Source organism: Acinetobacter sp. NyZ410 (genome assembly GCF_022828975.1).
GTDB lineage: Bacteria > Pseudomonadota > Gammaproteobacteria > Pseudomonadales > Moraxellaceae > Acinetobacter > Acinetobacter guillouiae.
The window spans coordinates 2,031,693-2,056,027 of record NZ_CP094620.1; the positions used below are offsets into that span (position 1 = coordinate 2,031,693).

A 24,335-nucleotide genomic window follows, 5' to 3' on the forward strand; every position below is an offset into this window, starting at 1 on the left:
GTCATCATTGTCTAAAAGTTGTTAAAAAATAATCATGTAAATGAAATGACATGGAATACATGATATTTCAATTTTTATACTCAATTCAAAGTTAAGCTGTTCATAATATTTTTTTACTTTGCGAGTGTGAGTTTTTAAATGCCAATACCTAAAATGAATGAGACTAAAACAGATTCCAATCAAGCGCCATATTTTTCAATTGAGCAGCTTAAAAGATTTTTGAAAACACAAATTAGATTAAAAGCCGATGAAGGAGAGTTGTTTGTAAGTGAATATATCACTACAGATTTCGCACAACATGACATCGTTAATCTGGGTGAAGAATTTAAGAAAGCGGGCTACAAGGTGAGTATCAAAAATGCAGGTAAAGAAAAAATATTTTCTGTTTTTTGGAATTAAAACACTGTAAGTTTTAATGTCTCCTGAAGGAAATAACCACAACTTTATTCCATCACCTAAACGAACCAAATTTTACTTTTTTCTAGGGTTTAATTTTTCAATCAAGGCAGTCCCAACGATGAAAATCATTTCAATAGTCTGTCTCGTTTTATTGTGGGTTGAATCATATGTCGAAAATAAGATACATATCAACAAGATCAATCTAAGACTCTGCACTTGCAGGATTAAGTCACTGAATAGATGTCAGCTATTGGCCGCGTAAAGGCAATATGGCATAGTTCTGCTATTGTGTGATGTAGTCGATAGCCCCTGAATTCACTGTGGAATTCTTATGCGAGGCTTATGGGAGAACAAAGTGAATAATTTAGAAAATCAAGATTTAGAACAGCAATCTCAACCAGAGCAAAAAGATTCTAGCGTAATGAATGATATCGTGAATTCGATCAATCCTTTGGATGCCGTTGATCTGATCTTGGAAACAGGTCGGTTGATTGTGAATACGAGTAAAGATATTGTTTCTGATATTGCTGACAACATTGATATTGATATAAGTCTTTAAAATTAATTCGCAAATGTACCCATCAAAAGTTGGGGTTTTAAATTAAGTGATTGAACTTTTTTGCAGATGACACTTAAATCAATGATGAAAAAAATTCTCTTGGCATTTCTTATATTGAATTCGAAATTTAGCTTTGCTGATCCAATAAAACCAACTTTTCTTGAAGAAAAATTAGATATTGAAAAGTTTAAAAAAGAGCTAGATGATAAACATACATCTAAAATAAAAAAGTCGCTTTTTCTTGTAAAAAGAGAGCCGAAATTGGACCAGCCTAAATATAAAGCAGTTATGCTAAGAGTCGCTAAGGATAGGCAGGGTAATTCTTTTAAGTATATGAAAATGATCAATTATGTAGACTGTGATAAAAATAAAACTTATACATTTTTGTCATTTTATGATGAAAATGGCATTACACATGGTATTGGTTCATCTAATGACGATCTTGCAGGAGATAGTCCATTAAGAAAACAAGTCTGTATCATTGAATGATGGTGAATAGTTGAAAAAGTATGTTTATTCTATGATTTAAAATTGACACATTTCACGTTATTTAGTAAAACTGTGATTGTTAATTCATTATAGTGAATAAACATACAATAATCCTTAATCAGCGCAAAATTAAGGGGAAGCCTCACAGTGATGTGAGGCTTTTTTATTCGAATAACTTATTCCAAAGCAGTGTTCGAAATCGCTCGTGAGTCGTTGTTTGTGACTTTGTTTAAAACTAATAGAGATCATGCTCAGCTTTAAAGCGTTCCAGATTCCGAAGTGCGTCTTGATAACGTGAGCGTACTTGACTGCTATTGCTACGAAGATCAGATAATTTCTTTTTATAGTCGTCGCGATCTTTGGCAGATAGATCTTTGCTGTCTAATTTTCCAAGATAGTAATCTAGATTGTTTTGTGAAGTATTAAATTCTGAATTCGCATGATAAAAGTTACTGGCCACTTGATAATAATGACGTAAGGATTCACGTTTCTCTGCAGGGCAAACTCTAAAATTACCGCGACCTTCTAAAGCTTCATAAAAGATATTTTCAGGTTGACAGTAAGCCCCTAAACCTTTTAGGTAACCCATTTCATAAAGATTTTGACTAGGAATAATATTGGCTTTTTTACAAGAGGAATAGTATTTATCTATGTGGGATTTATTTCCAACAGCGCCATCTTTTTCACCAACGTTAAACCAATTTGCAGTTTTACATTGTTCAACACTCATTGCAGCACAACCGGAAAGTAAAACCGTAAAAGTAGATAAAATTACTATAAGTTTCATGAAAAATTCTTCCAAACGATTTTTGAATTTCTTTTAAAAAAAGATTTTATCATGACAAGGTCAATAATTTCCTGATCATCAATACGGATTTACATGAAAAGTGCATCTAAAATTTGAGATAAAAAAGTGTTTTTATCATGATTCTGCAGCTATTGCCGATATCGTCTTTTAACTTTGGCGTATTTTCAGATTGTGCATAATGTTTGTATTGAAGTTGATAGATATAAACCCAAGGATTCATCTTCAAAAGAACAGAACTACTAAATTCTTAACTTCATTTAATTTAAAAATAACGGATGGGCAGTTAAATTTAATAGATTGATAATTTATTCAGATTTTTTCTAAAAATAGGATTTTCATCTAACGCTATAAAAATAAAGCGGATTAAAGCAAGACTACAAATCCAAAACATAGACAATCATTGAGCTCAGTTCAGTAACGATTACACAGAAATTTATAGTTACTTATTTAATTTCATAAAACTTATATACTATGATTTTATAGTTAAATTAACATTGATCTTTAAAGTGGCTTAATTCTAATGTTTGGGAAGATCGTTTTTACTGTATCGGTAGTCTTATCCATAGTTTTTTTTGTTCTCGGTTTAACGGAAGCTATTGTTGAGTTTATCGTTATTGGATGCCTTGGTTTTATCGCATCGGGCTTGGTTTTTAAACAAATGAAAATATCATTCAAGCAGAATGACGACTAATTTTGTGGTTTTGAGTAAGAGTACTTTTGGCTGTTTTTTATTGTCAAAAAATGCTATGCAATCATGGTGTTGGATTTAAAAATTAATTGGATATTTTGGGTCTGTAATTATTTTCTCTGGTTTCTTATTTACTATTTGCCTAAGAAAAATAAAACAAACAAAAATTATCAAAGTCGCTAAAAGAGCAAGATCTAATTCTACTATAAGGATGTAAGCACTGAGTTAAAAAGTACAAAAGTTTGATAGAGCCCTCATTGGAGGGCTTTTTTGTGTCAAGGTGCTGAAAAATATTAAAAAAATCACATATTATTATAATAATATAATACTTTATTATCATTTTATGATATTTTTATGTTGTTATATAGTGTTATAAATCTATATAAATCATCTTATATTGAAAAAAAGGGGTAAAAAATAATGGCTAAAATTGACTTAAATCCATTGGCTGAGATTGATGGCTTCACAGCAGCAGCACTTGTCGACTATACAAGCGGATTATCACTTGCCGCTCAAGGAACGGGGATCGATTTAGAGCTTGCTGCTGCTGGAAATACGGAAGTTTTAAGAGCAAAAATTAAAACAGCAAAAGCACTAGATTTGAAAGATACGATTGATGATGTTTTGATCACACTCGGGAAGCAGTACCATTTATTACGTCCACTTGAAAAGAATAGCGATTTATTTTTATATCTAGTATTGGATCGCCAAAAATCGAACTTAGCGATGGCAAGACATGAACTTCGAATTTTTGAAAAAGAGTTAGATTTTTCTTAAAAGCAGCAATTGGCTATTATATTGGATACGATGTAATAGCCATTTTAAATCATCAATACTAAGAAAATAGAATGCATATTTAGCATATAAATACAGCCCGAATATAGGCTATATAAAGATGTTAAATCTTGAGTGAAATAGTCGACTTAAGTCTATGAATGTAAAGTTATAAATATGAATACCATAAAATAAAAAAATATCATTGAAAATCTCATAAATGTTATTAGAATTCTATTTCTAAATAAATTAAGAGATTGGGGATATGGAAAATAAAACAGCAAGATTAACTATTTTGATAGACCCGAACAAAAAGGAAGCTTTTGAAGAATTGTGCAACCGTCAGGATCTAAAGCCTTCACAAGTGGTTCGCCAATTGATTCGTGAGTATTTAGAAAAGCATGGTGTTGATTACGCGACTAAACCGACTTTACCAAAAAAGTAATATTTAAATTATCAATTTTATCAAGAAATGGGACTGTGCTTTTTAGGGGGAAAAGCGGGTCTTATTTATATTGAATCAGAGAAAACTGAGTAAGATTGATCAAAAATGTTGTACTAATTATTGATGATTTTGATATTTATAAATTTTTAATATATTTGATTCTGTAAAGCTGACCAATTTGAGCTTGATGATATTGAGTAAATAAGCAAAAGAGAGCTTACAGGCCGTTTTATGGCTTGTAAGCTCTTTTTTGAAAATAAAGCCTAGAAACAATACGATAAATAGATTTTTTGAATTCTTTTTTGACAAAACTTCAGCTTAGTTTTGACCTTTATAGCATTGTTTTTCATATGATTATGATTAAGTGTTTTTCTGTTAATTGACCATAAATTAAAATTAAATAAATGATAATTATTATTATTAGCAATTGCATTTGAGGTTTTGCTCAAATACAATACGCAACAATTCTTTCACAATTCCTCCTTAATTTAAGTTGCGTATTAACATGAATAAACAATTAAGATTTCAAACGCTGTCAATTTCTATACTCACCGCAATGTCAATTTCAGCATATGCAAAAGATACTTCTGAAGATGCGACAAAGTTAAAAACAATTGTAGTGACTGCGAGTAGTCAGGCAGTAGATGTTAAAGAAGCACCAGCAAGTATTAGTGTTATTACAAGCGAAGATATCGAAAAACAACCTGTGGGTAGTCTTGGAGAGTTATTGAGTAAAGTTCCTGGGGTAACAGGTGGAATTAGTCCTTCGAAGGAAGGTTCTAAGATTAAATTGCGTGGTTTACCAGACAATTACACATTGATTTTAGTTGATGGTAAACGCATCGGGTCTTCAAGAGATGTAAGTTATCGTCCAGATTTAGGTCGTCAGGATTTAAACTGGATTACACCCGATATGATTGAAAGAATTGAAGTCGTTCGTGGTCCAATGTCTTCCTTATATGGTTCAGATGCCATGGGAGGTGTAATTAATATTATTACTAAGAAGATTCCCAATGCTTGGGGCGGTAATGTCACTTTAAATTATACTCAGCCAACAACTTCGTCTGATTTAGGCACTTCTATACAAACAGGTGTCATGGCTGCTGGTCCATTAACTGACACCTTAGGTTTACGCTTGACGGCAGGGATGACTGAACGAGAGGCAGATAAGAAATATTCAGCAGGTAACGGAACCACAGGTTCTCAAGATCAAAATTACAATGCGATGTTGCATTATCAGCCAACAGATAAACAGTCATTCAGTTTTGAAGCAGGGCACAGTATCCAAAAGAATGAAAAAGGTTCTCAAATTAACGCCAAAACAGGTGCAGAACAGGAGACTAGTTGGGGGGCTAAAAAATTAGAACATAATTCATTTAGCGTATCGCATGATGGTGAGTGGGCAATTGGTAAATCTAAGTTAAGCGCATATTACAATGATTATGATTCAAGTATTAATAAGGTTACGAGTAAATCAAATGAATTGATTGTTGAGGGTAGCTTAACCATGCCATTTGAGCTAATGTTTAAGCAAGTCTTAACTGTTGGCGGTCAATGGAAAAAACAAGAATTAACCAATACTGATACGATTGGTACTCTACCTGGTGGCAGTTGGGATGGGAAAAGCTATACCGACCCTAAGGTGGATAATAAAAATTGGGCATTATTTCTTGAAGACAATATTTCACTTCTCGATAATTTGACATTAACAGTAGGGAATCGTTTAGATCATGATGATAAATATGGTGAGCATCATAGTCCAAGAGGTTATTTAGTTTATAGTCCAATGGATGATCTTGTGATTAAAGGGGGGATCGCAAAAGGTTTTCGTGCACCAACTGTGAAAGAATCATCTCCTGGTGGGGCAACTGAATCTGGTGGAAATGGTTGCAATGGGTTAAGAGGTAAAATTTGGTATGACAGTAAGCAAAAGCCAGATACCTATACGGGTGGTAGCTGCTTTATGACAGGTAATCCAAACCTTAAGCCTGAGGAAAGCACAAACTATGAAATTGGTGTAAATTATACTGGTTTTGGTACAGACCTAGGTTTGACATTCTTCCATACAGGTTTTAAAAATAAAATCACTTATTCGCCGTTAGGTCACGAAGGTGGTATTTGGTTTACTCGAAATGAAAATATTCAAAATGCAGTAACGCGTGGTCTAGAAATGGTTGTAAATTTCCCAGTTTTAGACAATCTAAAATGGAATAATAATGCAACGTATTTCTTAAAAGCAAAAAATGAAGATACTGGTGCAACCTTACTGACCACTTCAAAATTAACGGTAAATTCAGCCCTAAATTGGCAACCGATAGATCCACTCAATGTAGAATTGTCTGCGCAATATTTAGGTAAGCAATATTTAACTGATAAAAGTGCTACTCCTACGATGCAAAAACCGCATACGATTGTAAATCTAGCAAGCAATTATCAAGTCAATGATAAGCTCACTGTACGTGGTGGTTTTACTAATTTACTTGATAAAAAATTGTCAAATGGTGCAGATGCATACTTCGTTGAGCGTCAAAAAGTATTTGTAGGTGCAACCTTTAAATTTTAATCAATTATATTGAAATGAAGATTGACTTCACTTCAATTAATAAATCATGCGTTAGAAAAACCATCTTCGGATGGTTTTTTGTTATGTATTTTTATTAGGAAGTGATTTTATTTCGATGAATCAAGTGCTGTATATAAAATAGTAAAGAATGATCTTCAGTATTTAGGAATTTTTTGTTCGCACCAAAAATTTCCCCCAATATTTTTTTGATAATTTTATAGTTTAATAAAATCAGTAGGTTATATATTTTTTAAAAAACTTTGGGTATTTTATGGTTTTTATATTTAACTTGCTGTTATCAGCGTATTTTTTGATTTAAAATTATAGTTCACTGCCATATAGGCAGCTTAGAAAAACGGGTACGACGTAACCAACGCGCATCACTTGTTCACTGCCATATAGGCAGCTTAGAAATGCCCTCTTCCGTGGCGATCTTGTGGCCGCACGTTCACTGCCATATAGGCAGCTTAGAAATTAAAGCATTAGGCATGCTTACATTGACGAGCGTTCACTGCCATATAGGCAGCTTAGAAAACTCGAAATAATCAAGATGGGTTTTAGACAGAGTTCACTGCCATATAGGCAGCTTAGAAAATTATTAGAAAAAGGTGGTGCTGGGTTTAAAAGTTCACTGCCATATAGGCAGCTTAGAAATGAAATAGATCATCAACAGAATCAATTCTGTCGTTCACTGCCATATAGGCAGCTTAGAAATCACAATGAGGACAAATCATTCTTAACTTGATGTTCACTGCCATATAGGCAGCTTAGAAATTTTCTGCATTCTTCTGATGAAAGCTCTCCAGGTTCACTGCCATATAGGCAGCTTAGAAAACCCATGACATTAGATTTAGAGGTTGCTCAAGGTTCACTGCCATATAGGCAGCTTAGAAAAACTAAAGGCAGTTTAATCATAATGCCCCCAAGTTCACTGCCATATAGGCAGCTTAGAAATTACGACGAATGCAATGTTGAAGAACTCACGAGTTCACTGCCATATAGGCAGCTTAGAAATTATTCGTATGGATAAAACATCTCAGATGGACGTTCACTGCCATATAGGCAGCTTAGAAATTGGTGTTTATCCAACTGTCACACTTGCGATGGTTCACTGCCATATAGGCAGCTTAGAAAAATATTCACCCCTAAACCTGTTGCAATTGCTTGTTCACTGCCATATAGGCAGCTTAGAAAAAGCATCAATCTGACCAGATGAGGTATTGCCCGTTCACTGCCATATAGGCAGCTTAGAAAAGGCATTGGCGCGGCGCGAAGAGCAGGAGCAAGTTCACTGCCATATAGGCAGCTTAGAAAAAGTTCGCCTTGAGTGAGGTATTCGATTGGGAGTTCACTGCCATATAGGCAGCTTAGAAAGCTGCGTAACAATTACCTGTGTCGCAGATTCTGTTCACTGCCATATAGGCAGCTTAGAAAATCTGCTATCAAAATATCCAAAGCCGTTGTAAGTTCACTGCCATATAGGCAGCTTAGAAAGACTACTGGAGAACTTAGCTCAGAAGAATGTAGTTCACTGCCATATAAGCAGCTTAGAAATCAACATTAATTTGCCTGAATCAAGCGTGATTGTTCACTGCCATATGGGCAGCTTAGAAAACTGATTTAGTTCAGTTACTTGCGAATCTGTTGTTCACTGCCATATAGGCAGCTTAGAAACTTTTTTAAATTTAGGGGTTCAGCATGTCAAAGTTCACTGCCATATAGGCAGCTTAGAAATATTTCTGTTCTGGGTTGGTCTTCTTGGGATCGTTCACTGCCATATAGGTAGTTTAACAATCAATGGAAAAACAATAGATGAGGTTTACTACTAGACCAGCAGAGGAGTTAATTTTAGTTATATTGATAACATTTGAGTTTGTAGAGAAAGCCCCCTTTAAGCTAACTTTCTCTTCATCTAACTCATTGGTTTATTTAAAGCTAAATCAATAAAGATCTTTCATAAATCAAAAAATGATCATGTAGAGTGAATCATATTGGTATTGAAAGTCCCTTCTCCCACTGGGAGAAGGCTAGGATGAGGGGGATTTTATCTCAATCTATGTTTTAAAATGGGCTTATGAAAGAAGTCTAATGTTTAACTAATTATAAATAGACTTCAGAATTACCAATCGTATTTTAACCCCACTCTAAAATTAATTGGTGCACCGTAGTAGCTATTACCTGTTGTTAAATAATACTTTTTATCAAAAAGATTATTTATATTGAGATTGGCTGTTAATTTATTGTTTATTTTATAACGTGCCATTAAATCAACAACACTGTATTCACTCTGGGTAAATTTCTGATCTGCTGATTGAATTTCACTTTGCCAACGAATACCTCCGCCAACGGTTATTGCTTCATTAAGATAAGGAAGTTTATAGGTTGTATAAAGTTTGGCAGTATTACTTGGAATATTAGAGTTTAATAGCTTGCCATTACGGTCTCGGCTTAAATTTCGGGCAAAGCTTGAGGAGATTTGCCAAGTATCTGAGAGTTTTCCTGTGGCTTCTAATTCAATACCGCGACTCTTGGTTCCAGATTCTGCTATATATGCTTGAGATCCATCAGGTGCTAAATGCGAGCCATCTGGCTGTTCAGGAATCGCGACCGCAAAATTATCTTCTTTATTTTCATAGATTGCTGCACTTAGATTAAGTTGATTGTCAAAAAAAGCACCCTTGATTCCAAGTTCTGTACTATTTCCCTCTAATGGGTCTATATAATCCCCAGCTCTTGTTTTTAGATCTTGTGGAGAAAATATATTTGTATAACTTGCATAAGCAGACCAATTTTGATTGAGATCATAAACTACGCCAATATAAGGGATCAGTTTATTCTCTTCTTTTCGATTGGTTATTGTAATTGTGTTTTTCTCATAGCTATTGTCTTCTTTTTTTAACTTCCAATTTTCTAAGCGTGATCCCAACAACAGTGCTAAATCATCACTTAATTTAAACCGAGCTGCGGTATAAAATGATGAACTTGTATTATTTTCTTTGGTCCATCCTACGGCAGGGTTATTTGGACGTTCCGGTGTATTCCCATCCCATTTATATATATTATCAATATTTCCACTCCAACCATCAATCCACCAATTGGTAAAGTACGGCTGGCTATTTTCACTTCTGGTTAATGTTGAACCAAAGATCACATCATGGGTTTGATTCAATAAATCAAATGAGCCGTTTAAGCTGACATTAAACAAGTCTTGAATTGGTTTATAAGCCCAGTGAGTAGAATAAATCGAAACCCCACTACCAGTTTGTTTGTTGGGTGTTCCACCACTTGCATAGCCAACTAATTCATCTGAGTCCGTAATGATACGTGCTAATGAAGCCTTTAATTTCCAGTTATCATTAAATTGATGATTGACATCGGCAAAGAGTGAAGTGGTTGTTCGATCTGAGTAAGACCAACTGGGTGCTGCTGAATCTGATCGCGACCAGTTTGTTCGTGTCCCATCACTATAAAAAGCAGGCAAACCACCACGAGCTTGTCCAGTAATATAAATTTGTTGATAGCTTAAGCCTAGACTTGCTTGAGTCTTATCTGACAAATCAGTGTCAACAACCGCATAGGCCACTTTGCGTTCTTCATTGAAGCGGTCTATGTATGAGTCCGAGTTCTGATAAGCAACGACAGCACGTCCACGAAGCGTACCCGATTGATTAAGAGGTGTTGAGATATCGCCATCGAAACGGTATGAATCCCATGAACTAAGATCTGTACTGATTGATGCTTTAAAATCTTGTAATGGTTTTTTCCGAACCATATTAATACTAGCACTGGCGGAACCTGCACCAGTCATTAAACCTGTCGCTCCTCGTACCACTTCAATTCTATCGAAAAGTGCAGTGTCTTGGCTTTGAAAAATAGAAGAGTAGGTACTTAGGAGTTTTACACCATCAAGTAAATAGCTATCTACACTTTTACCGCGTGAATAAATTGGTGAAGTATCGGAACCTACATTTCCAGACTGGCTAACGGTTAATCCTGCAACTTGGTTTGCAACATCAGTCAGTTGTGTAAGGTTTTGATCTTGCATTCTTTGCTGGGTCATCACACTAACCGATTGCGGTGTTTCTTTTAGGCTGAGTGCCAAGCCTGTTGATGCGGTAGTAGCTTTAGCGGTATATAAACCAGAGCCTTCGGTTGTAAGGCTATTGGTATTATTGGCAGATACAGTGATGGTAGGAAGCTGAGTAGAGTTTTGTTCTTGGCCATCAGATGGGTTCGGTGCTGCAACTACAGATCCATGTATTAAAAAAATAGATCCGCCCCAAATTGCAGTTCGAATTGCAATTGCTAATGCATGTTTACTTTGATGTTCCTTCATTAGATTCTCGTATGAGTCATATTCATCTACTTAGTCGTTTTTATTTTAAAAAAAGCTCATTTTTTTATGATTTAAATGAGAGATATCGTTGGATGTAACAACAATAGCGAGCAGGCGCGAATAGGGGAGAGGGTTATAACTATTTGTATGATCAATAGATCGATGTCATGTAAGTTCGAGATGGATTTTTAAATATACCTAATCGGCTTTATCTACTTATTTTTATTGAATCGTTTGTTTTATAAGTAAAAAGATTATGAGTTAAATGTCGTAGTATAAATACTAGAACAGGCTAAAAAAGCTTGTTTCATATCTCGTTTTACTGTGGCTTCAGAAATATTAAGTTTTTCACCGATTGCACGGTAAGTCATATCTTCCATTTGTGATAATAAAAAAACCTGTGCGACGCGTTCGGGTAGCTTTTCTAGCGTTTGTTGAACTTGATAGACACTTTCTCGAATACATATTTCATGTTCTACAGATGGATAGCCATCCTGTGGTGTATGTATTAGTGCATCTAGATATAAGTGTTCAACTTGTTGGTGGCGCCAATGATCAATAATCACGTGTTTCGCAATTCCCAATAACCATGCTTTGGGTTCTTTAATATTTTCAAAACAGTAGTTACTTTTAATGCACGATAAAAAACTTCCTGACTAAGATCTTCAGAGTGGTGATGGTTGTGAAGTTTATGTTTGAACCACAAAAGTAAAGTATTTTGATGGTCTTGATAAATATGATCAAACCATTGCTGCTTTTGTACTTTCAAATTCATAAGCGTTGCCTGTTTGAAAAGCCAACAACATGGAGTTTTATTGGTTAAAGGAGGTGTTGAAAATAATGATAGTGATAATGATTATTAAATGCAATAATAAGAATTACAAAATGCAACATGATAATTAGCGATCTAAAAGACTATTTCTTCTTGATTATTAATGAGATGGGGGTTAGTAATTGTGAAATTTCACATTATTATCTAATTGATAAATGATGAATAACTTTGAAATTTCACTTTATTTATTTCGCAATTGTAAATTTTGATCGTTCTGCGACTGTATGAATAAGAGTTTTTATGAGTAAGCCATCTGTAAATGTAAACCCAAAAAAAAGTTTTATTGGCCGTAAGTTTAAATATTTAATTGGATTTATGCTGCTGATTATTTTCGGACTAGCAGGCTTCTATTGGAAAAAAACCTCATCCAAACCCGCAGAGGAATATAGCCAATGGAGTAAACCTGTACCCGTACGAACTGTGCCAGTACAACGACAAGATTTACAGGTTGAAATCAAAGCAATTGGTACAGTCATTCCTACGCATACTGTGAATGTACAAAGTCAGGTTGCTGGGGTTTTACAGCAGATTTATTTTAAAGAAGGGCAAACCGTAAAAAAAGGACAGCTCCTTGCACAAATTGATCCAGCGCCATTTCAGGTTGCACTTGCACAGGCTGAAGGAACACGGCAGCAGAATTTAGCACAGTTGCATAATGCTGAAACAGAGTTGCAGCGCTATCAATTGCTGTTTAAACAAGATTCGATTGCGAAACAACAAGTAGAACAGCAATTGGCGCTGGTCAACCAGCTTAAAGGTCAGATACAGGCGAACAAGGCGCAAGTAGATGCTGCAAAACTACAGCTGTCTTATACTAAAATTTATGCACCTATTGAGGGGCGGGTTGGATTTAGACAGAAAGATGCTGGCAACCTTATTCAAGCCAATGAAAGTGCTGGTTTAGTCAGTATCACTCAAGTGCATCCAATTTTTGTGCAATTTGCAGTGGCAGAAAACCATTTAGTAAATCTGCGTCAATCCTTAAAAAATGGCGATAAGGTGTTGGCAAGTGCTTGGGATAAAACAGAACAAAAACAACTTGCGCTAGGGCATGTACAAGCAATAGATAATCAGATTGATATCAGTACTGGAACTTTAAAAATAAAAGCAATTTTTACAAATCAGGATGATGCTTTATTTCCAAATCAGTTTGTCAATGTGCGTTTAAAGACTCAAACCATTCAAAATGCAATCAGTATCCCAAGTGATGCCGTACAACATGGTGCAAAAGGCAGCTATGTTTATATTATCAATCCGCAAAACAAAGCCGAAATTCGCATGTTAAAACTGGGGGTGACCTCAAATGGTCAAATTGAAGTTTTAGACGGATTAAAGGGGAGCGAAAAAGTAGTACTTGAAGGAATTGATCGTCTTTCGGAAGGCAAAGAAGTTCAAATTGTTGCAGAAAATCAACAGCCAATTTCTACGGCCAAGCCAACTGCTGGATAAATCATGAATATTTCACGGTTCTTTATTTTACGTCCAGTCGCAACCACATTATTGATGTTAGCACTGCTGTTGAGTGGTTTCTTGGTTTGGCGATTGCTACCTGTTTCTGCCTTGCCACAGGTCGATTATCCAATTATTCAAGTCTATACTTTTCAACCTGGTGCCAATCCCGATACGGTACAACGCACAATCACCGCACCACTCGAACGAGAAATGGGCAAAATTGCTGGTTTAAAGCAAATGTCTTCCAGTAGTTCAGTGGGCGCATCTGTTATTACCTTGCAGTTTGAACTGAGCGCAGAGCTTGGTGTCGTTGAACAAGAAGTACAGTCAGCACTCAGTACCGCCAGCAGTAAATTACCCAATGATCTACCAGCACCACCGATTTATCGTAAAGTAAATCCGGCTGATGTTCCTGTGATTACCCTTGCCATCAGCTCAGAAACTTTACCTTTAACAACAGTCTACGACATGGTGGACACCCGAGTTGCACAAAAGCTTTCTCAGCATTCAGGTGTCGGGATGGTTAGCCTTGCGGGTGGGCAACGTCCAGCAATACGCGTGCAAATGAATGCTGCGGCACTCGCTGCCTATAAAATGAGTGCTGAAGATGTGCGAACCGCAATTAATTCTGCCAATGCAAATCAACCCAAAGGCAGCTTTGATGGACCATATCGCACCACCATGTTGGATGCCAATGATCAAATTCGTTCGATTGCAGATTATGAAAATCTAATTTTACGCTGGAACAATGGCGCACCGATACGTCTTAGAGATGTGGCAAAAGTCATAGAAGGGAGCGAAGATCGCTATATGGCGGCTTGGGCAGGCAGTCAAGCTGCAATCTTGGTCAATGTACAGCGCCAACCGAATGCCAATGTGATTCAAGTTGCAGATCAGATTAAGCAAATATTGCCTGAGCTACAAAAAAATCTGCCTGAAAATGTCAAAATTCGAGTGTTAACCGATCGAACTGAGAGTATTCGCAGCTCCATTGATGATGTGCAAAAAGAATTGGTTTTTGCCGTGTGCTTGGTGGTGATGGTGACTTTTTTATTTTTAAGAAATTTATCCGCTACGATTATTCCCAGCATTGCCGTACCACTGTCGATTATTGGTACTTTTGTCGTCATGTATTTTTTAGGCTTTTCTGTCAATAATCTGACTTTAATGGCACTCACCATTGCGACAGGTTTTGTAGTCGATGATGCAATTGTGATGTTGGAAAATATTGCACGACATCGAGAGGCCGGCGAAAGCTTATTGCAAGCCGCGCTTAAAGGGTCTAAAGAAATCGGCTTTACCTTAATTTCCCTGACGATTTCCCTAATCGCAGTATTAATCCCATTACTGTTTATGGGGGATGTGGTTGGGCGTCTGTTCCATGAATTTGCTGTCACTTTAGCAGCAGCAATCGCAATTTCATTGGTGGTATCACTCACATTGACGCCAATGATGTGCGCATATTTATTAAAAAATGCCGAACATCCCAGTTCACACAGTCGCTGGAGTCTAGACCGAATTATCCAGCAATACGGTAAAGCTTTACAGTGGGTTTTTCGGCATCAAGTACTGACTCTTGCGGTGATGTTGAGTACCGTCATTTTAGCGGGTCTGCTGTATTGGATGATTCCCAAAGGCTTTTTCCCTGTACAGGACAGTGGGGTCATACAGGTGGTGACTGAAGCGCCTGATGATATTTCATTCCAAGCCATGAGTGAGCGTCAACAAGCACTCGCGGGGCAGATATTAAAAGATCCTGCTGTGGAAAGTTTGTCTTCATTTATTGGTATAGATACCAATAATCCAAAACTGAGTAATGGGCGTATTTTAATTAATCTAAAGCCGCATGCTGAAAGAGATCCTGTAGATCAAATTATGGCACGACTTAGAGGACAGTTCGCTCAAGTTGAAGGGATTCAAGGCTGGATGCAACCAGTACAAGAGTTGAGTATTGAAGATAAAATTAGTCGTACTCAATATCAACTAAGTATAAGCGCTGCTAAAACGACAGATTTAGCCGAATGGACCCCTATATTTGTTGATGCTTTACGACAACAACCTGAATTTGCCCAAGTCACCAGTGAAGAGGGTGGACAAGGCTTACAAGCATTTATTGATGTCAATCGAGATGCTGCAGCACGTTTGGGTTTAAACATTGAAGATATCAGTTTAGCTTTACAAAATTTATTTGCGCAGCGCCAGATTGCAACTTTATACACGCAATCTAATCAATATCGTATTGTTTTAGAACTTGACCCAACATTCACTCAAGGTATAGATGCTTTAGGGCAAACCTATATTCACAATAAGCAAGGAGAACCGATATTACTCAGTTCTGTTGCCAATATTGTGCAAAAACGCGTGCCTATTATTCTGCAACAGCAATCACAATTTCCAGCCAATGGGGTATCTTTTAATCTTGCATCAGGGGTCGCGCTCGGGGATGCGATCAAAGCGATTGATCGCGTACAACAGCGTCTAAATCTACCAACAGAAGTCAAAGTAAAACTGCAAGGTGCAGCCGCTGCCTATGAGAACTCGCAACAACATACTTTTTGGTTGGTGATTGCAGCAATAGTGACCATGTACATTGTGTTAGGCATTCTGTACGAAAGTTTTATTCACCCGATAACCATTCTTTCTACCTTGCCATCTGCTGCAATTGGTGCTTTGTTGGCATTGTTTATGGTTAATCGGCCGTTGGACATGATTGCCTTGATTGGGATCATTTTATTGATTGGTCTGGTCAAAAAAAATGGCATCATGATGGTGGATTTTGCTTTGGCTGCACAACGTAATGACGGATTGTCACCACAGCAAGCGATTTATCAAGCCGCACTGATGCGTTTTCGCCCAATTTTAATGACCACACTTGCGGCACTGGTTGGGGCAATTCCATTGATGCTTGCATCGGGTTCAGGGGCTGAATTACGTCAGCCTCTTGGGATCGTCATGGTGGGTGGTTTGATTTTAAGCCAAGTCCTGACGTTATTTACGACTCCAGTGGTTTATTTATTTTTTGATCGTCTGCAATATTCATTGCAACATACCAATTCAGATTTATCTGTAGATGATTTACCCACAGATCATGATACGACAAGGAGAGAGTTTTGACCTTTCTCTCGACCTTTATTCACCGACCTGTTGCCAGTATTTTACTGGGAATCGCAATTGTATTATTGGGTGTATTGGCCTATTTCCGCTTACCTGTAGCCGCTTTACCACAGGCAGATATTCCAACGATTGTGGTGCGAGCAAGTTTACCGGGTGCAAGTCCTGAAAGTATGTCTGCCACCGTGGCGACGCCATTAGAGCGTGCCATGATGGGCGTTTCAGGGGTAAAAGCGATTAATTCTTCAAGTAATCAAAGCGCAACCCAAGTGGTTTTGCATTTTGATTTAAACACTGACATCAATGAAGCCGCCAGAGAGGTCCAAGCTGCAATCAATGCTGCGATGTCACAGCTGCCTTCTGGAATGCCAAGCCCTCCTGAATATTTCAAGATCAATCCAAGCCAGAGTCCAATTTTTTATTTGGCATTGAGTTCAGAACATCTTTCTGCGGGCAAACTCTATGAAATTGCCAGCAATCAACTGCAGCCAAATCTTGCGCAAATTAATGGGGTTGGGGAAGTTGTCATTGACGGGGCGTCTATGCCAGCTGTGCGGATTCGGCTCAATCCAAATGCCTTGATTTCACAAGGGGTGTCTTTGGAGCAAGTTCGTGAAGCGATTGTAAAAAGTAATACAGTACAAGCCTTAGGGGTAATTGAAACTGAACAGTTGCGTTGGCAAGTTGAGCTTCCAAGTCGTTTAAAAAAAGCGGGTGATTTTGCCAATTTGATCGTACATCAAAATGGTCAGACAGTTGTTCGTTTAAAAGATGTGGCTGAGGTACAGGATTCGGTCGAAAACCGTTATGTAAGTGGTTTTCACAATGGTAAACCCGCGGTCATTATCAAAATCAGCCGTCAGCCCAATGCAAATACCGTTGCCACAATTGAAAAGATCAAAGAAAAACTACCTGAGTTAAGCAGATTAATTCCAGCAGATTCGCAACTGACCACAGTGATGGATGGATCTGAAATTATTCGGGCAGGCTTAAATGAGGCGAGGGATACTTTATTATTTTCCATGCTTTTGGTGATTATTGTGGTCGCACTGATGTTAGGTCGTCTGCAAAGTGCTCTTGTTCCAAGTATTGCTTTGCTGGTGACTTTGATTGGCGCATGCAGTCTGGTTTATCTCGCTGGATTTTCATTGAATAACTTGTCGATTATGGCGGTGATTGTTGCAATTGGACTTGTGGTTGATGATGCAATTGTGGTTTTGGAAAACATAGAACGTCATATAGAACAAGGTGAACAGCCTATACAAGCTGCCTTAAATGGTATTCGAGAAGTTGGTCTGACCTTGCTGGCAATGAATTTGGCTTTGGTGGTGATCTTTATTTCAGTGCTATTTATGGGTGGTGTGATCGAACGATTATTTAGGGAGTTTTCTTTAACACTGATTTTTATCATTATTTTATCTGTATTTGTCTCCCTTGTCCTTACGCCAAGTTTATCTGCACGCTGTTTAAAACCATTGGAGCGTTATCAACATCAGGCTTTATATCGCTATAGCCATCGTTTGATGCAAGGCTTGAGTCAGCTTTATTTACATTCACTGAAATGGATGATTAAACATGGTTATTTGGTCATTCTGCTATGGGGCGGTGCAATCGCTGCTTCTGTATATGTCTATCAAACATTACCCAAACGGGTATTACCTGAGCAAGATACTGGACGGGTTGAAGCTTTTATTCGGGGGGATGACGGCTTCTCCTTTCAAATTATGCAGCCTAAAATCGCCACCTTTAGTGAAAGTGTATTAAAGGATCCCGCAGTCAAAGATGTGATTGGTACGTCTGGTGGTGCTGGCGGAATCACCAATTCTTTTTTAATGGTGAGTTTAAAACCCAAAGCAGAGCGAGATGGCAAATCTTCACATGAAATTGTAGATAGAATTAAAAAAAATGCCCCATGGCTGGCAGGTGCGATTTTTTCTGCACAAGTCAAACAGGAGCTAGAATTGGATGATCCCTTTTCAAGTGGAAGTGGGCAAGATTATTTGTTGTTACTGCAATCTGATGATGTTGCGTTGCTACGTCAGTGGGTACCTAAAGTTGCTCAGGCAATGCAGAAGCTTCCAGAGTTAGAAGAAGTTGAAACCATGGGCGATGAAGGTGCCCAGCATGTGACTTTAGACATTGACCGTGAAGCAGCACGTCGTTTGGGTGTGGATATAGACAATATTTCAAGCGTACTCAATAACTCATTTTCACAGCGCCAAATTTCGACTATTTATGATCAAACCCAACAGTTTTATGTGGTGATGGAAGTCGATAAACACTTTACTGAACATCCTGAAGCGCTGGCAAATGTACGCATTCCAAACCAACAAGGTATTGCTGTACCACTCAGTAATTTTGCCACATGGTCTTATGGTATTACCAATGATCGGGTTTATCGACGCAACCAATATGCCGCAATGGGGATTGGTTATGTGGTTAAACAAGCCTATAGCTATGAACAAGCGGATGCAGCTATTCGTAGTGTTTTACCCGAAGTGATGTTACCCAATGAAATTTTTATCATGACAGATAAAGATGTCGAGGCAGAAAGTTTGCAGGCTGGTTTATCTACGCCGTTACTTGTCTGTGTGGTGATCTTACTTATTTATATCGTTCTCGGGGTTACCTATGAAAGTCTGGTTCATCCGTTGACAATTTTATCGACAGTACCCGCAGTGGCTTTGGGGGCTTTGCTGACTTTATGGTTATTTAATTTCCAATTCACCTTAATTGCGCTCTTGGGCATGTTTTTATTGATCGGAATTGTTGTAAAAAATGCCATTCTTTTAATTGATTTTACTTTATTAGAAAGAAGAGCAGGCAAGACTGCATATCAGGCTATTTTGTCTGCCGCAGCTCTCCGTTTCCGTCCAATTCTGATGACCAATACCGCAGCGTTGCTGGGTGCAATTCCATTGGCAGTTAGCTGGGGAGAAGGGGCAGAGCTACGTCAGCCTTTGGGGGTGGTCATTGTAGGTGGTTTAGCCTTGGGTCAATTGTTGACGTTGTATACAACGCCTGTCTTGTATTTGGTGTTGGAAAAATGTGCTGAATCTTGTTTGAAATTAAAAAATAAATACGCACTTCATTGAGGTAAATAGGAAAATATAATGCAGAGTTTAATCGTTAAAAATGTCATGTGCCTTAGTGTGTTCTTGATATTGACTGCATGCAATTCTACTGTTGTGTTGCATCCACCTGAATATAAAGTGCCAGTCCTTCAAACGGATGATCATTATAAATATGCTGTTCTAAATTGGAAAAAAACCTCGAGCTTAGACGTCAATGCCAACACTTGGTGGGAAATCTTTCAAGATCCTATTCTCAGTCAATTGATGCAACAATTGAATCAAGAAAATTTGAGTCTGAAACAAGCTGAAGCACGCTATCAACAAGCCAATGCCTTACTTGAGCAGCAACGCGCTAACCGTTTGCCAAATTTAAAGTTAAATGGTTCTGCACAACGGAGTGGAACAAAGGACAGTACGCCAAACAACCAATTTACGACGGGTGTTCAGGTCAGTTGGATTCCTGATTTATGGGGCAGAGTCGCTAAAGCGATTGAAGGGCAACAGGCAAATTTAGAGGCTTCACAGGCTGACTTAGCCGCAATTAAACTCAATCAACAATTATTGGGCACAGAAACCTATTGGAATATCCGAGTACTGGATGCACAATTAGATGTTTTACGACAAACCCAACACAGTTATCAGCGTTCCGTCAAAATTTTAAATAACCAATATATTGCAGGGATGATCGCGCGCGCGGATGTGATACAGGCTGAAACACAGCTCAAGCAAGTGCAAATCCAGCAGATAGAAACCCAGCGGGAACGTGATTTACAAGAAAATATTTTAGCTGTGGTACAAGGTAAAACAGTTGCTCAATTTCAATTGGCCAAACAGGAACAGCACTTTCAAGTTCCACTATTACCCACTCAATTACCAAGTCGGATGCTGATCCAGCGTCCTGATGTAATCCGTGCTGAACGTGAATTGGCGGCAACACATGCCCAATTGGGCTTGGCTCAAACAGCATGGTTACCTGATCTCAGTATTGGTTTAACCGGTGAATTAAATAGCCGCGTGTTGAGTCAACTGTTTCAAGCACCACAGTATTTGTGGTCAACGGGCTTACAAACAACGGCATTGATATTTGACGGTGGAAAACGTAAGGCTGAGATTGCACAAGCACAAGCGAGTTATGCTGAAAAAGCAGCAGCGTATAGACAGGCTGTTTTAACGGGCTGGAAAGAGGTGGAAGACGCGCTTTTACAGTCATCCAGTTTTAAACAGCAACAATCTGAGCAGGCTCAACTATTTAAACTTGCTTTAGAAAATGAACAAGTTGTAACTCGTCGCTATAATGCCGGCTTAGTCAGTTATTTAGAGGTGGTTACAGCACAGAATTTAACCTTACAGGCGGAACAGGCAACTTTACAGCTCAAGCAGTTGCAGTTAAAAAATACAGCCCAACTGATTGCAGCCTTAGGTGGCAATATAAGTTGAAGGCACGATGTAAAAACTTAAGTGACTTGGCTTAAATCTTTGAATAGCGTATTTAAACATTACTGATTTAAAAGCTTACACACTTTAAAAGCTTACATGCATTTTAAAGTGTGTAAGCTAAGCCGTCTAAGCTATTGTTATTGAAAACTTTATGTATTTAAAAGCTGTCTTTGATTGATTAAGTTTAATGTTGTTTTTTAATCATTATTTAAAATAAATAGCACCATTTTAGATGTATAGCAGGCTCTAAAATTTAGTATGCACTATGAAAGCGCAAGTTAATACTTGTGATTTGTCAGACAATTTTATTGTTAAAGTGTTATTTATGTCACGTTTATGTGTATAATCAGCGAAATTTATACCTTGATTTGATTTTGAAATGGTAAAGCTTGTAACTTTTTTCGTGTTGAGTAGTGTGATATTTCTAGGCTATTTTTCTTATGTCGATTCGCAACAAAAAAAACAACAAGAAATGCAAGATATTATCAAAGATGCGAATTTAACCATTCGGAAAATTGAGTCTAATCCTAATAATCACAATCATCTCAAAGTAAGTAATACTGTGATTTGATTTAGGCACTGTATATCCTTAAAGCATTAAACTTCTGAGTTCACATGAATTGGATGACTAAAAGCGTCAGATTGATAAAATTATTTAAACTGTATGTTATAATTTGTAATATGTAATCGATAACGACCGTTAAACCTTCTAGAAAACGAAAGCTGCTAATCTGCAGCTTTTTTAATTCAAGTTTTTTATCGGAAATGTCATTTTGGTATGTTTATTGAATGCTGAATTATGGCCTTAATTGACGGCATTTAGCATTTTTTTAAATGAACTCGATTTTATCAACGAATAGCTCAAACTTAACAGGGGCTCAACAATGACGAATCCAAATCCTTCAGCGGGTTTGCTTGAACGCTTATTTAAACTGAGCGAAAACAAAACAACGTTTAGAACCGAAATACTGGCAGGTTTAACGACATTTTTAACAATGTGCTACATCATCATTGTTAACCCATTGATTCTTTCAGAAACAGGTATGGATCATGGCGCCGTATTTGTGGCAACGTGTTTGGCCGCTGCGATTGGTTGTTTGGTCATGGGGGTTGTTGCAAACTATCCGATTGCACTTGCACCAGGTATGGGGCTGAATGCTTATTTTACCTATTCCGTTTGTTTAGGTATGGGCGTTGAATGGCAAACCGCTTTGGCTGCTGTATTTGTTTCCGGACTTGTCTTCATCGCAATTAGCATGTTTAAAATCCGTGAAGCCATTGTCAATGCGATTCCAATGTCATTGAAATTTGCAATCGGTGGTGGTATTGGATTATTCCTTGCACTGGTTGCATTGAAAAACTCAGGCATTATTGTTGCAAATCAAGCAACTTTGGTGGGTTTGGGTGATTTAAAACAACCTACAGTCTTACTGACTTTATTGGGTTTTTTCCTGATCGTGATTATGCACCACTATAAAATTCGTGGCGCAATTATTATCAGTATTTTAGCAATCACTGGTATTGCAACAGCTTTAGGTTTAAATGAATTTAAAGGGGTTGTTGGTTCAATCCCTTCTATTGCACCAACATTCATGCAAATGAATTTTGAAAACTTATTTACGGTAAGTTTAGTCGGCGTGATTTTCGTATTTTTCTTGGTTGATTTATTTGACTCAACAGGAACATTGGTCGGGGTTTCACATCGTGCTGGCTTATTGAAAGACGGTAAATTACCACGTTTGAAAAAAGCGCTATTTGCAGATTCAACTGCAATTGTTGCCGGTGCTGCTTTGGGTACATCATCAACAACGCCTTATATTGAGTCATCTGCGGGCGTTGCTGCAGGCGGTCGTACAGGTTTAACTGCAGTTGTTGTCGGTATTTTATTTTTAGCGTGTTTATTTTTAGCACCACTGGCTCAATCTGTTCCTGGATTTGCGACTGCTCCAGCATTATTATTCGTTGGTGTGTTGATGATTCAAGGCATCATCAATATTGAATGGGATGATATTACCGAGGCAGTTCCAGCATTTTTAACCATTGTATTTATGCCATTTGCTTATTCTATTGCAGACGGTATTGCAATGGGCTTTATCAGCTATGCATTGGTTAAATTATTTACAGGTAAAGCCAAAACAGTTCCATATATGGTTTGGATCATTGCTGTGCTCTGGGTGATTAAATTCGTTGCATTTGGTGGTTAATAAATTTAAGTAAGAAAAGGGTGTAAACTCAAGTTTGCACCCTTTTTTGTTTTAATCAGATTGAAATGAATCCAAGCGATTTGGATGATTGAAATTTAATTTAATAAGTTTGAGGAAAAACGTGAATAGATTAGAACTTATTCGTGCCTTACCCAAGGCAGAACTCCATGTACATATCGAAGGCACGTTTGAGCCTGAGCTGATGTTTGCGATAGCTCAGCGTAATCAAATTGATATCCCGTATAAATCTGTAGAAGAAGTCAAACAAGCATATAACTTTCATAATCTACAGTCTTTCCTTGATATTTATTATGCAGGTGCCAATGTACTGATCAATGAACAAGACTTTTATGATTTAGCTTGGGCATATTTTGAAAAATGTGCAGAGGATAAAGTTGTACATACTGAAATGTTCTTTGATCCACAAACACATACCGACCGTGGGGTTGCCTTTGAAACGGTGATCAATGGCTTACAGCGCGCATGCGATGATGCTCAAACAAAGTTGGGTATAAGCTCTCATTTGATCATGTGTTTCCTACGTCACTTAAGTGAAGAAGCAGCATTTGAAACGTTAAAGCAAGCCTTGCCATATAAAGATCAAATTATTGCTGTAGGTTTAGATTCAAGCGAAGTTGGGCATCCACCAGCTAAGTTTGAACGAGTTTTTGCTCAAGCACGTAAAGAAGGTTTCTTGGTGGTTGCGCATGCGGGAGAAGAAGGGCCTGCTGAATATGTATGGGAAGCTTTAGATTTATTAAAAGTAAACCGTATTGACCACGGGGTGCGTTCAGAAGAAGACCCAGCACTGATGCAACGTTTAATTGCAGAAAAGATGCCTTTGACTGTTTGCCCACTGAGCAATTTAAAATTATGTGTGGTGGATGATATGGCACAGCATAATATTCACCGTTTATTGCAAAAAGGTGTACATGTGACTGTCAATTCAGATGACCCATCTTATTTTGGTGGCTATATGAATGATAATTTTATTTCGATTGCTGAAGCGCTAGATCTTTCCAATACAGAGTTAAAGCAATTGGCAAAAAATTCATTTGAAGCATCATTTATTTCAAATGAAGAAAAGCAAAAATGGAACAATCAAATTGATCAATTGGCTTAAATCAAGCTATATTCTTTAAGCCTATAAAAGCAGTGTGTGAA

The 24,335-nt window shown here is 37.5% G+C and carries 14 protein-coding genes, 1 pseudogene and 1 CRISPR repeat array; of the genes and pseudogenes, 12 read left to right on the forward strand and 3 right to left on the reverse strand.

Annotated elements, in window-relative coordinates; genetic code table 11:
* The first annotated feature begins 138 nt into the window (after positions 1-138).
* From MTO68_RS09445 to MTO68_RS09455, 3 genes are all read left to right on the forward strand, one after another.
* Complete coding sequence (locus MTO68_RS09445) at positions 139-399, forward strand: hypothetical protein (protein ID WP_004820770.1); 261 nt, start codon at positions 139-141, stop codon at positions 397-399.
* Positions 400-754: 355 nt separating this feature from the next.
* Positions 755-958 (forward strand): hypothetical protein, encoded by a 204-nt coding sequence (locus tag MTO68_RS09450; protein ID WP_035371157.1) that lies wholly within the window; start codon positions 755-757, stop codon positions 956-958.
* Between the two features lie 81 nt (positions 959-1,039).
* The gene (locus MTO68_RS09455; protein WP_244015725.1) at positions 1,040-1,447 is read left to right on the forward strand and encodes a hypothetical protein; all 408 of its coding nucleotides are present in this window, start codon (positions 1,040-1,042) and stop codon (positions 1,445-1,447) included.
* Positions 1,448-1,682: 235 nt separating this feature from the next.
* Here the strand turns inward: MTO68_RS09455 and MTO68_RS09460 are convergent, their stop codons facing one another.
* Positions 1,683-2,234, reverse strand: coding sequence for a DUF2799 domain-containing protein (locus MTO68_RS09460; protein ID WP_244015726.1), 552 nt, complete (start codon positions 2,232-2,234; stop codon positions 1,683-1,685).
* Between the two features lie 1,129 nt (positions 2,235-3,363).
* Between MTO68_RS09460 and MTO68_RS09465 the strand changes: the two genes are divergently transcribed.
* From MTO68_RS09465 to MTO68_RS09475, 3 genes are all read left to right on the forward strand, one after another.
* On the forward strand, positions 3,364-3,720 hold the full coding sequence (locus MTO68_RS09465) for a hypothetical protein (protein WP_004721210.1): 357 nt from the start codon (positions 3,364-3,366) through the stop codon (positions 3,718-3,720).
* Positions 3,721-3,982: 262 nt separating this feature from the next.
* Positions 3,983-4,162: a ribbon-helix-helix protein, CopG family gene (locus MTO68_RS09470; RefSeq protein WP_004721206.1), complete on the forward strand. Its 180-nt coding sequence runs from the start codon at positions 3,983-3,985 to the stop codon at positions 4,160-4,162.
* A 505-nt stretch (positions 4,163-4,667) separates the two neighbouring features.
* Positions 4,668-6,725 (forward strand): TonB-dependent receptor, encoded by a 2,058-nt coding sequence (locus tag MTO68_RS09475; protein ID WP_244015727.1) that lies wholly within the window; start codon positions 4,668-4,670, stop codon positions 6,723-6,725.
* A gap of 326 nt (positions 6,726-7,051) precedes the next feature.
* Positions 7,052-8,519: a CRISPR direct-repeat array (repeat unit 28 nt; unit sequence GTTCACTGCCATATAGGCAGCTTAGAAA).
* Between the two features lie 325 nt (positions 8,520-8,844).
* Here MTO68_RS09475 and MTO68_RS09480 read toward each other — a convergent pair.
* Positions 8,845-11,061 (reverse strand): TonB-dependent siderophore receptor, encoded by a 2,217-nt coding sequence (locus tag MTO68_RS09480; protein ID WP_244015728.1) that lies wholly within the window; start codon positions 11,059-11,061, stop codon positions 8,845-8,847.
* Between the two features lie 254 nt (positions 11,062-11,315).
* Positions 11,316-11,836, reverse strand: a pseudogene (locus MTO68_RS09485) (RNA polymerase sigma factor).
* 297 nt (positions 11,837-12,133) lie between these two features.
* Between MTO68_RS09485 and MTO68_RS09490 the strand changes: the two are divergent.
* The 6 genes from MTO68_RS09490 to MTO68_RS09515 all read left to right on the forward strand — a co-directional run bounded on the left by MTO68_RS09490 (position 12,134) and on the right by MTO68_RS09515 (position 24,294).
* Positions 12,134-13,342: an efflux RND transporter periplasmic adaptor subunit gene (locus MTO68_RS09490; RefSeq protein WP_244015729.1), complete on the forward strand. Its 1,209-nt coding sequence runs from the start codon at positions 12,134-12,136 to the stop codon at positions 13,340-13,342.
* Positions 13,343-13,345: 3 nt separating this feature from the next.
* Positions 13,346-16,459 carry a multidrug efflux RND transporter permease subunit gene (locus MTO68_RS09495; RefSeq protein ID WP_244015730.1) on the forward strand — a complete coding sequence of 1,038 codons (3,114 nt, stop codon included), beginning with the start codon at positions 13,346-13,348 and terminating at the stop codon, positions 16,457-16,459.
* Positions 16,456-19,551 (forward strand): efflux RND transporter permease subunit, encoded by a 3,096-nt coding sequence (locus MTO68_RS09500; protein ID WP_244015731.1) that lies wholly within the window; start codon positions 16,456-16,458, stop codon positions 19,549-19,551. The genes MTO68_RS09495 and MTO68_RS09500 overlap by 4 nt, the downstream gene beginning before the upstream one ends.
* Positions 19,552-19,569: 18 nt before the next feature.
* On the forward strand, positions 19,570-20,967 hold the full coding sequence (locus MTO68_RS09505; protein WP_244015732.1) for an efflux transporter outer membrane subunit: 1,398 nt from the start codon (positions 19,570-19,572) through the stop codon (positions 20,965-20,967).
* An 884-nt stretch (positions 20,968-21,851) separates the two neighbouring features.
* Positions 21,852-23,171 carry an NCS2 family permease gene (locus MTO68_RS09510; protein ID WP_004721188.1) on the forward strand — a complete coding sequence of 440 codons (1,320 nt, stop codon included), beginning with the start codon at positions 21,852-21,854 and terminating at the stop codon, positions 23,169-23,171.
* A gap of 121 nt (positions 23,172-23,292) precedes the next feature.
* On the forward strand, positions 23,293-24,294 hold the full coding sequence (locus MTO68_RS09515; protein WP_004721186.1) for an adenosine deaminase: 1,002 nt from the start codon (positions 23,293-23,295) through the stop codon (positions 24,292-24,294).
* The last annotated feature ends 41 nt before the right edge of the window (positions 24,295-24,335 follow it).

Bases quoted from the DNA above. Each gene is read 5' to 3' on its own strand.
- MTO68_RS09445 (WP_004820770.1), top strand. From the start codon at position 139: ATGCCAATACCTAAAATGAATGAGACTAAAACAGATTCCAATCAAGCG.
- MTO68_RS09455 (WP_244015725.1), top strand. From the start codon at position 1,040: ATGATGAAAAAAATTCTCTTGGCATTTCTTATATTGAATTCGAAATTT.
- MTO68_RS09460 (WP_244015726.1), bottom strand. From the start codon at position 2,234: ATGAAACTTATAGTAATTTTATCTACTTTTACGGTTTTACTTTCCGGT.
- MTO68_RS09465 (WP_004721210.1), top strand. From the start codon at position 3,364: ATGGCTAAAATTGACTTAAATCCATTGGCTGAGATTGATGGCTTCACA.
- MTO68_RS09470 (WP_004721206.1), top strand. From the start codon at position 3,983: ATGGAAAATAAAACAGCAAGATTAACTATTTTGATAGACCCGAACAAA.
- MTO68_RS09475 (WP_244015727.1), top strand. From the start codon at position 4,668: ATGAATAAACAATTAAGATTTCAAACGCTGTCAATTTCTATACTCACC.
- MTO68_RS09480 (WP_244015728.1), bottom strand. From the start codon at position 11,061: ATGAAGGAACATCAAAGTAAACATGCATTAGCAATTGCAATTCGAACT.
- MTO68_RS09490 (WP_244015729.1), top strand. From the start codon at position 12,134: ATGAGTAAGCCATCTGTAAATGTAAACCCAAAAAAAAGTTTTATTGGC.
- MTO68_RS09495 (WP_244015730.1), top strand. From the start codon at position 13,346: ATGAATATTTCACGGTTCTTTATTTTACGTCCAGTCGCAACCACATTA.
- MTO68_RS09505 (WP_244015732.1), top strand. From the start codon at position 19,570: ATGCAGAGTTTAATCGTTAAAAATGTCATGTGCCTTAGTGTGTTCTTG.
- MTO68_RS09510 (WP_004721188.1), top strand. From the start codon at position 21,852: ATGACGAATCCAAATCCTTCAGCGGGTTTGCTTGAACGCTTATTTAAA.